Genomic DNA, 9379 nt, shown 5'->3' with positions numbered 1-9379 from the left:
CAACGCCGTACTGGTTTTTGTTAATCCGCTATAATTGATGAAACGGGTTAAAAAAGTGTTGCCATCGCCTGTTCTTCTTGTCGGATACGCTTAAATAAGACCAGCAAATAAATGGGCAGGCCAATCAATAAAACATACCACGCTTGACATAATAAGGCGATGCCAATCAGTTCGGGTATGATGTTTAAAAAATAATTGGGGTGGCGGAATGTTTTAAACAACCACGAACGATTAATTTGATGATTTGGTAAAATATAGATTTTAACCGTCCAAATCTCCCCCAACTGCTTAATAATCAATGACAATATCACAAACGAAGCCATCACCGTCAGCGTACCAATCAAGGATATGCCATTAAAAGCAGTGTCAGAAAGCCATACCCAAACAAAACACGCCAAATAATAAAGCGTATGAACTGCCGCAAGCAGCGTGGAATTGGTTTTTCCGTATTGTTTCGCCCCTTTGGCAATCAAGGCTTTTTCATGTTTAATAGAGACGGCTAAAAATAACAGTCTGATGATAAAAAACAGGCTTAAAATGCTTAAAATCATTGTCATTGATGTTTTTCCATTGAAATTGAAATAAATATAAATCGGATTAATGGTATTTTTAATTAATGATGTTTCAGACCATCATGCTCTATAAACAATTCCCATTAAGTCCGCGCCGCAACCTGCTATAATAAGTCTGCAATCGGCGCAAATCAATGCTTTGCGTTTATTGCCATCCCAAAATAATTGATGCTGCCTTAATTATAATACCAAGATAAGTTTTTTTATTCAATAAAATACAAAGGGAAGCGTTCAGCCCATTTCAAACAGATGCAATCCACCGATTATTTAAAAAACGGCAAAGCCTTGCCCCCCTTGCGGCAAGCCTGCAATGCCTTTAATGTCCGCAGGCGCAAGCGTCGCCGTGGTGCCCGCAACCCTGTGCCGTTTCGAGCCATTCGTCGTCATCGCCGTCAAACTCTTCCACTTCGTCAAACTCGCCGCGTTCCACCATGACGCACAACTCTTCAAGGCTTTCCGCGCCTTCCACCCAAAAACAGGGAATGCCCGGCGGCATATCGGGCGCAAGCAGTGCCGCTACGCCTTCATGCCACGCAATCCAATAGCCGTTGTCCGTACGGACGAATTGTGCGTTTTCGTTGACCGACTCGCCTTCCGTACCTTCCAGCATACGTTCCGCAATGTCCGGTTGAAAAGATAAAATCTGCATAAGTGTTCCTTTATATGATGGTTTTCCGTCAAAACAAGGTGTTATAGTGGATTAAATTTAAACCAGTACGGCGTTGCCTCGCCTTGCCGTACTATCTGTACTGTCTGCGGCTTCGTCGCCTTGTCCTGATTTAAATTTAATCCACTATATTTTAAAACATCGCGCCCGCTTGAGAAACTGCCAACCGCTTTATAACAAATTCGTCTTTGCACCAAACTTTCCATTCTTTCCGTTTTTCGGACGGCATCGTTAAAGTAGTCCTTCCTTTTCCTTATTTTCAGCATTGTTTTATGTTACTGCTCAAAACGCCCGGCGTACTGCCCGGCTTCAAACTCAGCCTTGGTCTGACCGTATTGTGCCTGTCGCTGCTGGTGGTTTTGCCGTTTGCGATGATGGCGGCGAAGGCGGCTGAAATCGGCTGGGGCGGCTTTTGGAACACGATTGCCGAGCCGAACGTATTGGCGGCCGTCTGGCTGAGTTTGCGGATGTCGTTTTATGCGATGCTGACCAATGTCGTGTTCGGCACGCTGGTGGCGTGGGTATTGGTGCGTTATGAATTCCCGGGCAAGGGTCTGGCGAACGCGCTGGTCGATTTGCCGTTTGCGCTGCCGACGGCAGTTACGGGTATCGCGTTGGCAACCCTGTATGCGCCCAACGGTTGGATAGGCCGTTTTTTCGAGCCTTTGGGCATCAAAATCGCGTTTACGCCCGTCGGCATTTGGATTGCGCTGGTCGTCGTCAGCCTGCCCTTTATCGTCCGCGCCGTGCAGCCGGTGTTGGAGGAATTATCGGGCGAATATGAGGAAGCGGCGGCGACTTTGGGCGCAAACCGCTTTACGACGTTCCGCCGCGTGCTGCTGCCGGAAATCACGCCGGCACTCTTGACCGGCGCGGGAATGATGTTCGCGCGGGCAACGGGGGAATACGGCTCGGTGATTTTTATCGCGGGCAACATTCCGATGGTTTCTGAAATCCTGCCGCTGATTATTACGGGCAAGCTGGAACAGTTCGACGTGCAGGGCGCGTCGGCGGTGGCGTTGTTTATGCTGCTGGTTTCGTTTGTGATTCTGTTTGCGCTGAACGTGATGCAGTGGGCGTTGGGCAGGCGTTCGGGCGCGAAGGGTTGAGGTCGTCTGAAATACCTGTTACCGTCATTCCCGCGCAGGCGGGAATCCATTGGTGAATTTCGGCTGCCTTATTTATTTTCTGTTTTCCTGTTGCCCTGCGGTGGATTCCCGCCTGCGCGGGAATGACGGTAGCTAGACGTTTTTATTCCCTTAATCAATAAAAGGTTGTCTGAAAACGAATCCGCCCCACAAAAAACGGTTTTTCAGACGGCATCCGAACACCTTAAAACAACCAACCGGGGAACACCACCGCCATGAAACCCTATTCCGCCAATCCCAACCTGACCGAACCGCGCCGGCTGCGCGTGTTGCTGATTGCCGCCGCGCTGGGCTTTCTGCTGCTGATGCTGGTCGTGCCGCTCGTCGCCGTGTTTTACGAAGCCTTAAAAGGCGGTTGGGATTTGTACCTGAAATCCTTAAACGATCCCGAAGCGTGGTCTGCCATCAAATTGACGCTGATTACCGCGCTGATTGTCGTCCCCGTCAATGCCGTCTTGGGCGTGGCGATGGCGTGGCTGCTGACCCGTTTTGACTTCCGAGGCAAGCAGTTGCTGACTACCCTGCTCGATTTGCCGTTTTCCGTATCGCCCGTGGTGGCCGGTTTAATGTTCGTCTTATTGTTCGGCGCGCACACGGCATTGGGTGGCTGGCTCGAAGCGCAAGGCATACAGATTATCTTCGCCATCCCCGGCATTATTCTGGCGACGCTGTTCGTTACCTTCCCCTTTGTCGCGCGCGAAATCATCCCGCTGATGCAGGCGCAGGGCGACAGCGAAGAACAGGCCGCGCTGATACTCGGCGCAAGCGGCTGGCAGATGTTTTGGCGCGTTACCCTGCCCAACATCAAATGGGCGTTACTCTACGGCATCATCCTCACCAACGCCCGCGCGATGGGCGAATTCGGCGCGGTCAGCGTGGTATCGGGACACATACGCGGCGAAACCAACACCGTCCCGCTTTTGGTCGAAATCTTCTACAACGAATACAACTTTACCGGCGCATTCGCCCTCTCCGGCGTATTGGCACTTTTAGCACTGGCGACGCTGGCGGTGCAAAACATCATTACCAAATTACAAGACAAAAAACTCGCCGCCGCCGAAAGGAACACAGTATGAGTATCACCATCCAAAACTTAAACAAACACTTCGGCAATTTTCACGCGCTGAAAAACATCAACCTCAACGTCCCCACCGGCAAACTCGTTTCCCTACTCGGCCCGTCCGGCTGCGGCAAAACCACGCTTTTACGCATTATCGCCGGACTGGAAAACGCCGACGGCGGCCAAATCCTCTTTGACGGGCAAGACGTAACCGCCAAACACGTGCGCGAGCGCAAAGTCGGCTTCGTGTTCCAACACTACGCCCTCTTCCGCCACATGAACGTGTTTGACAACGTCGCTTTCGGTTTGACCGTATTGCCCAAGTCCGAACGCCCGTCCAAAGGACAAATCCGCGCCAAAGTCGAAGAATTACTCAAGCTCGTGCAGCTCTCTCATTTGGCAAAATCCTATCCGCACCAACTCTCCGGCGGGCAACGCCAGCGCATCGCCCTCGCCCGCGCGCTTGCGGTCGAACCCAAACTCTTGCTTTTGGACGAACCCTTCGGCGCGTTGGATGCCAAAGTACGCAAAGAATTACGCACCTGGCTGCGCGACATCCATCACAACCTGGGTGTAACCAGCATTCTGGTTACGCACGACCAAGAAGAAGCCCTCGAAGTTTCCGACGAAATCGTCGTGATGAACCACGGCAAAATCGAACAAACCGGCAGCGCCGAAGCTATTTACCGCAAACCCGAAAATGCCTTCGTTACCGAGTTCCTCGGCGAAACCGACGCTTTTGAAGGACGCATCGAAAAAGGCTTCTGGCATTATAGCGGCTTCGCGTGGAAATTGGACGCACAATACAAATGGCAGGAACAAACCGCCACCGGCTATATCCGCCCGCACGAATGGCAGATCGCCGCCGAACACGAAACACCGATGATTTGTGCCGAAATCGAAAAAGTCCACGCCGTCGGGGCATTGACGCATATTTTGGTGAAACACGGCAAACAAGACGTGCACATCACGCTGGCTGGCAGCGATGCCGCGCGTTACCCAATCGCCGAAGGCAAAGCATTGAAGCTGATTCCGAAACAGGTTTATGTCTTCTCTCAAAACGAACTGATTGAATATTCGATTTAACCATGAAAGCGCAATGCCGTCTGAAAGGCTTTCAGACGGCATTGTGCTTTCAAGCGTCAGGCAAGAAACAGCTTGTACGCGGCATTTTGCGTTTCCTCGTGATAGCTGTATCCCAGACTTTCCAAGAAACCGTCAAATGCGGCGGCATCGTGCGGCGGCACATCGATACCGACCAGAATCCGCCCGTAATCCGCACCGTGGTTGCGGTAATGGAAGAGCGTAATGTTCCAACCGCCCTGCATATGGTTCAAAAAACGCGCCAACGCCCCCGGACGCTCCGGAAACTCAAAACTGACCAGACGCTCGTTTTCTACTTTGTCCGTCCGCCCTCCGACCATATAGCGGATATGGATTTTGGCAATCTCATCATCGGTCAGGTCGACATTGGGCAATCCCGCCTCATCCAACCGGCTACCGATAACCGCCAAATCCTGCGGACCTGCCGCTTGAAGTCCGACAAAGATATGCGCTTTTTCATCGTCCCCGTAGCGGTAGTTGAACTCGGTAATATTCCTATTTCCCAATATATTGACAAACTTAAGGAAGCTGCCGCGCTCTTCGGGGATGGTAACGGCAAAAATACCTTCGTTGCCCTCGCCCAATTCGCTCCGTTCCGAAACGTGGCGCAAACGGTGAAAATTCATATTCGCGCCGCTGGTAACGGCAATCAGGGTTTGGTTTTCCGCGCCTTCTCGGGCGATATAGGCTTTCAGACCTGCCAATGCCAATGCACCCGCCGGCTCGGTAATGCTGCGCGTGTCATCGAAAATATCCTTGACCGCGCCGCAAACCGCATCGGTATCGACTGTAATGATTTCATCCAAAAGTTCTTTGCAGAGGCGGAAGGTTTCGTCGCCGACAACTTTGACCGCAGTGCCGTCTGAAAACAGCCCGACATCTTTCAAATGGACGATTTCGCCCGCTTCAACCGATTGCTTCATACAGCAGGAATCGTTGGTCTGAACGCCGATAACTTTGATTTCGGGGCGGACCTGCTTGATAAATGCCGCCACGCCCGCCGCCAAACCGCCACCGCCTATCGGTACGAATACGGCGCGGATTGGATCGGGATGCTGGCTGACAATTTCCATCCCCACCGTCCCCTGTCCCGCAATCACATCAGGATCATCAAACGGCGCGATATAGGTTAACCCTTCTTTTTCCGCCAACTCCATCGCATAATCGTAGGCATCGTTGTATGAAACGCCCCGCAAAACCACCTCGCCGCCATGGCTTTTAACCGCATCCACTTTGATTTTCGGCGTAGTTTCCGGCATAACGATAACGGCACGGCAACCCAAACGCTGTGCGGACAATGCCACGCCTTGTGCGTGATTGCCCGCGCTTGCCGCAATCACGCCGCAAGCGAGCGCATCTTTCGGCAACTTGGACATTTTGTTGTACGCGCCGCGTATTTTGAACGAAAAAACCGGCTGCAAATCTTCGCGTTTCAAAAGGATGTTGTTTTTCAAACGTACAGAAAGGCTGCGTGCCGGTTCCAAAGGCGTTTCGACCGCGACATCATAGACAGATGCCGTCAGGATGCGGATGAGGTAATCGGAATAAGGAAGGGGCGTGTTCATAATTCAATATGGGATAATCGGTTTATTAAAATCGCAAAACCCAAAACCATACGCCCAAGACGGCGCGAAAGCAAGAAAAATCCGCCCGATCAGACACCCTAAGCGTATAATCGGCAGGCTGAAACACGCACACAATTAGAATATTTCATGACAGCACATAAAATCCTGCCCGTCCTACTTTCCATCATCTTAGGCGTTTCTCACGCAACGGCCGCATCGCCCGCGCCCAACAGACCGACGGTACACGCCGCCCCCACGCTCCAAACACCCGAAACCCTCACAGCGGCACACATCGTTATCGACCTTCAAAGCAGACAGACTTTATCCGCCAAAAACATCAATACCCCTGTCGAACCGGCGGCACTAACCCAACTGATGACCGCATATTTAGTTTTCAAAAACATGAAATCGGGAAATATCCGATCTGAAGAAAACTTAAAAATACCCGAATCCGCATGGGCTTCAGAAGGAAGCAGAATGTTTGTACGTCCCGGCGATACGGTCGGCACCGACAAACTCTTAAAAGGCATGATTGCCCTATCCGCAAACGATGCCGCCCTAACCCTTGCCGGCCGACTGGGCAACGGCTCGATTGAAAATTTTGTGCAACAAATGAACAAAGAAGCCCGACGCTTGGGCATGAAGAACACTGTATTCAAAAACCCGACAGGCTTGAGTAGAGAAGGACAGGTTTCCACCGCCAAAGACCTCGCCCTGCTGTCTGAAGCATTGATGCGCGACTTTCCGGAATATTACCCGCTGTTTTCCATCAAATCTTTCAAATTCAAAAATATAGAACAAAACAACCGCAATATCCTTTTATATAGGGACAACAATGTAAACGGTCTGAAAGCCGGACACACAGAAAGCGGCGGCTACAACCTTGCCGTGTCATACACCGGAAACGGCAGGCATATCCTTGTCATCACATTGGGTTCGGAATCGGCGGAAACACGCGCATCAGACAACAGCAAGCTGCTGAACTGGGCATTGCAGGCCTTCGATACGCCCAAAATATATCCGAAAGGCAAAACCGTTGCCCAAATCCAAATTTCCGGAGGCAGCAAAAAAACCGTCCGCGCAGGCTTCCTCAAAGAAGCCTACATCACTCTGCCACATAAGGAAGCGAAAACAGCCGAACAAATTTTGGAAACCATACAGCCGATTCCCGCCCCGGTAAAAAAAGGGCAAATTTTAGGAAAAATCAAAATCAGACAAAACGGATACACCATTGCCGAAAAAGAAATCGTCGCACTGGAAAATGTAAAAAAAAGAAGCCGGTGGCAAAGGCTTTGGATGCGTCTGACGGGACAGTAATCTGCCGTTTCAAATATCCCGTTTTTCCAACAAATAAAGAAATGCCGTCTGAAACACGGTTCAGACGGCATAAAACAACAGGGCGGTACGTATTGCATACGCACCGCCCTGCTGCTGAAATCAATTAGCGTTTTTTACCGGTAACGGTGGCAACAGCCAGATTTTCGTTACGTTTCAAGGAAACGCTTTCTACACCTTCAGGCAGTTTGATGTCGGACAAATGCAAAATGTCGCCGGCAACCACTTCGGCACAATCCAAATCCAAGAAAGCAGGGATATTGGCAGGCAACGCAAGCACTTCAACCGTCGTGTTCAACAGAGATACACGGCCGCCTTGCAGTTTGACCGCTTGGGAATTTTCAGCGTTAACGATGTGCAGGGGAACACGGATACGTACAAGTTGATCAGCTTTCACAGCTTGGAAGTCGATATGTTGAACTTCGCGGCGGAACGGGTGCATTTGGAAATCGCGGACGATAACGTCTTTAGTTTCACCGTTCAGAGACAACTTAATCAACGCAGTATGGAAAGATTCTTTTTCCAATGCGTAGAATACGGTTTTGTGATCCACAGCGATTGCAACAGGCTCTTGACCTTCACCGTACAGAATGCCGGGGATTTGGCCTTCGCGACGCAGGCGGCGGCTCGCACCAGTGCCTTGTGCTTCACGAACAGAGGCTTGAATTTCATAAGTCATGTTAAATACTCCAAGTTAGGTAAAATCGCCGTCATCGGCCGCGACCAGCTTAAGACGGCTTCGGGCTTATGGCAGCAACATACTGCCTGTCATCACTTCTTCATTAAAGAGATATGAAACGGATTCTTCATTGCTGATGCGGCGGACGGTTTCGGCCAACAGACCGGCAATCGTTACCTGACGGATACGGTCGCAGTTTTTAGCCGCTTCAGACAAAGGAATGGTATCGGTTACGACCACCTGGTCGATTTCGGATGAGGCGATACGGCTGACCGCCTCTCCGGAGAATACGGCGTGGCTGGCATATGCCAAGACACGTTCCGCCCCCCGCTCTTTCAGAGCGACGGCGGCTTTGCACAGCGTATTTGCAGTGTCAATCATATCGTCCACAATCAGACAGGTTCTGCCTTGAATATCGCCGATGATGTTCATGACTTCTGCCACATTGGCTTTCGGGCGGCGTTTATCGATGATTGCCAAGTCGGCATTCAAGGATTTTGCCACGGCGCGGGCGCGGACGACACCGCCGATGTCCGGGCTGACGACGGTCAGATTTTCAATCCGCTGTTGTTTGATGTCGTTCAACAGAATCGGGGTGGCATAAATATTGTCCACCGGAATATCGAAGAAACCTTGAATCTGGTCGGCATGCAAATCGACAGTCAAAACACGGTCGATCCCTGCCGAATACAGCATATTTGCCACCAGTTTGGCAGAAATCGGAACGCGGACGGAACGCGGACGGCGGTCTTGGCGCGCATAGCCGAAATACGGAATGGCTGTGGTAATACGACCTGCCGAAGCACGCTTCAGTGCATCCGCCATCGTCAGGATTTCCATCAGGTTGTCATTGGTCGGCGCACAGGTCGGCTGAAGGATGAAAACATCGCGCCCGCGTACGTTTTCCAACAGTTCGACGGCAACTTCGCCGTCTGAAAACTTGGATACGGAAGCATTGCCCAAAGAAATGTCCAAATGCCTGACAACACGTTGTGCCAATTCGGGATTGGCATTGCCTGTAAATACCATCAAACTGTCGTACGCAGCCATATTCTCACCTGATTTTATGTTTAACTTCCGCTCAGAAAACACAATGCTTCCCTCTGCTTGTACCAAGCCCGACATTATACCTGCAACATCCGACACAAACAAAGGCATTTCAATATTTTTATTTCTATGAAATAAAAGCGTGTAAGCAGGCTTACACGCTTTTATCTGGCTGGGGAGGAAGGATTCGAACCTTCGCATG

9 protein-coding genes and 1 pseudogene are annotated in these 9379 nt (G+C 50.9%); 4 read left to right on the top strand and 6 right to left on the bottom strand.

The window, feature by feature from the left end:
- Positions 1 to 47: 47 nt before the first annotated feature.
- The 3 genes and pseudogenes from HMPREF2959_RS05380 to HMPREF2959_RS12865 form a co-directional block, all read right to left on the bottom strand.
- Positions 48 to 557, bottom strand: coding sequence for an isoprenylcysteine carboxyl methyltransferase family protein (locus HMPREF2959_RS05380; RefSeq protein ID WP_002213852.1), 510 nt, complete (start codon positions 555 to 557; stop codon positions 48 to 50).
- Positions 558 to 888: 331 nt separating this feature from the next.
- Positions 889 to 1221, bottom strand: coding sequence for a hypothetical protein (locus HMPREF2959_RS05375; RefSeq protein ID WP_002225363.1), 333 nt, complete (start codon positions 1219 to 1221; stop codon positions 889 to 891).
- A 44-nt stretch (positions 1222 to 1265) separates the two neighbouring features.
- Positions 1266 to 1373 (bottom strand): annotated as a pseudogene (locus HMPREF2959_RS12865) (IS5/IS1182 family transposase); the annotation flags it as partial.
- A gap of 138 nt (positions 1374 to 1511) precedes the next feature.
- Between HMPREF2959_RS12865 and cysT the strand changes: the two are divergent.
- The 3 genes from cysT to HMPREF2959_RS05360 all read left to right on the top strand — a co-directional run bounded on the left by cysT (position 1512) and on the right by HMPREF2959_RS05360 (position 4533).
- On the top strand, positions 1512 to 2348 hold the full coding sequence (gene cysT, locus HMPREF2959_RS05370; protein ID WP_002222661.1) for a sulfate ABC transporter permease subunit CysT: 837 nt from the start codon (positions 1512 to 1514) through the stop codon (positions 2346 to 2348).
- Between the two features lie 254 nt (positions 2349 to 2602).
- Positions 2603 to 3463 (top strand): sulfate ABC transporter permease subunit CysW, encoded by an 861-nt coding sequence (gene cysW, locus HMPREF2959_RS05365; RefSeq protein WP_002243450.1) that lies wholly within the window; start codon positions 2603 to 2605, stop codon positions 3461 to 3463.
- Positions 3460 to 4533: a sulfate/molybdate ABC transporter ATP-binding protein gene (locus HMPREF2959_RS05360; RefSeq protein ID WP_002243449.1), complete on the top strand. Its 1074-nt coding sequence runs from the start codon at positions 3460 to 3462 to the stop codon at positions 4531 to 4533. Before cysW ends, HMPREF2959_RS05360 begins: the two co-directional genes overlap by 4 nt.
- A 56-nt stretch (positions 4534 to 4589) precedes the next feature.
- On the opposite strand, the gene ilvA is transcribed toward HMPREF2959_RS05360, so the two are convergent.
- Complete coding sequence (gene ilvA, locus HMPREF2959_RS05355; protein ID WP_002243448.1) at positions 4590 to 6116, bottom strand: threonine ammonia-lyase, biosynthetic; 1527 nt, start codon at positions 6114 to 6116, stop codon at positions 4590 to 4592.
- Between the two features lie 147 nt (positions 6117 to 6263).
- Between ilvA and HMPREF2959_RS05350 the strand changes: the two genes are divergently transcribed.
- Entirely contained in the window at positions 6264 to 7433 is a 1170-nt protein-coding gene (locus tag HMPREF2959_RS05350) for a D-alanyl-D-alanine carboxypeptidase family protein (protein ID WP_002243447.1), read from the top strand.
- A 124-nt stretch (positions 7434 to 7557) separates the two neighbouring features.
- Here HMPREF2959_RS05350 and HMPREF2959_RS05345 read toward each other — a convergent pair whose 3' ends face one another.
- Together HMPREF2959_RS05345 and HMPREF2959_RS05340 are read right to left on the bottom strand one after the other, a co-directional pair.
- The gene (locus tag HMPREF2959_RS05345; protein WP_002217483.1) at positions 7558 to 8130 is read right to left on the bottom strand and encodes a 50S ribosomal protein L25/general stress protein Ctc; all 573 of its coding nucleotides are present in this window, start codon (positions 8128 to 8130) and stop codon (positions 7558 to 7560) included.
- A gap of 66 nt (positions 8131 to 8196) precedes the next feature.
- Positions 8197 to 9180: a ribose-phosphate pyrophosphokinase gene (locus HMPREF2959_RS05340; protein ID WP_002213870.1), complete on the bottom strand. Its 984-nt coding sequence runs from the start codon at positions 9178 to 9180 to the stop codon at positions 8197 to 8199.
- Between the last annotated feature and the right edge of the window lie 199 nt (positions 9181 to 9379).

This window comes from Neisseria sp. HMSC070F02, from assembly GCF_001814225.1.
Lineage (GTDB): Bacteria > Pseudomonadota > Gammaproteobacteria > Burkholderiales > Neisseriaceae > Neisseria > Neisseria meningitidis.
The sequence above is the reverse complement of the archived record's forward strand: the minus strand, read 5'-3'. Positions and strand labels throughout refer to the sequence as shown.

Excerpts from the sequence above, each read along its gene's own strand:
- HMPREF2959_RS05380 (WP_002213852.1), bottom strand. The coding sequence starts at position 557 with ATGACAATGATTTTAAGCATTTTAAGCCTGTTTTTTATCATCAGACTG.
- HMPREF2959_RS05375 (WP_002225363.1), bottom strand. The coding sequence starts at position 1,221 with ATGCAGATTTTATCTTTTCAACCGGACATTGCGGAACGTATGCTGGAA.
- cysT (WP_002222661.1), top strand. The coding sequence starts at position 1,512 with ATGTTACTGCTCAAAACGCCCGGCGTACTGCCCGGCTTCAAACTCAGC.
- cysW (WP_002243450.1), top strand. The coding sequence starts at position 2,603 with ATGAAACCCTATTCCGCCAATCCCAACCTGACCGAACCGCGCCGGCTG.
- HMPREF2959_RS05360 (WP_002243449.1), top strand. The coding sequence starts at position 3,460 with ATGAGTATCACCATCCAAAACTTAAACAAACACTTCGGCAATTTTCAC.
- ilvA (WP_002243448.1), bottom strand. The coding sequence starts at position 6,116 with ATGAACACGCCCCTTCCTTATTCCGATTACCTCATCCGCATCCTGACG.
- HMPREF2959_RS05350 (WP_002243447.1), top strand. The coding sequence starts at position 6,264 with ATGACAGCACATAAAATCCTGCCCGTCCTACTTTCCATCATCTTAGGC.
- HMPREF2959_RS05345 (WP_002217483.1), bottom strand. The coding sequence starts at position 8,130 with ATGACTTATGAAATTCAAGCCTCTGTTCGTGAAGCACAAGGCACTGGT.
- HMPREF2959_RS05340 (WP_002213870.1), bottom strand. The coding sequence starts at position 9,180 with ATGGCTGCGTACGACAGTTTGATGGTATTTACAGGCAATGCCAATCCC.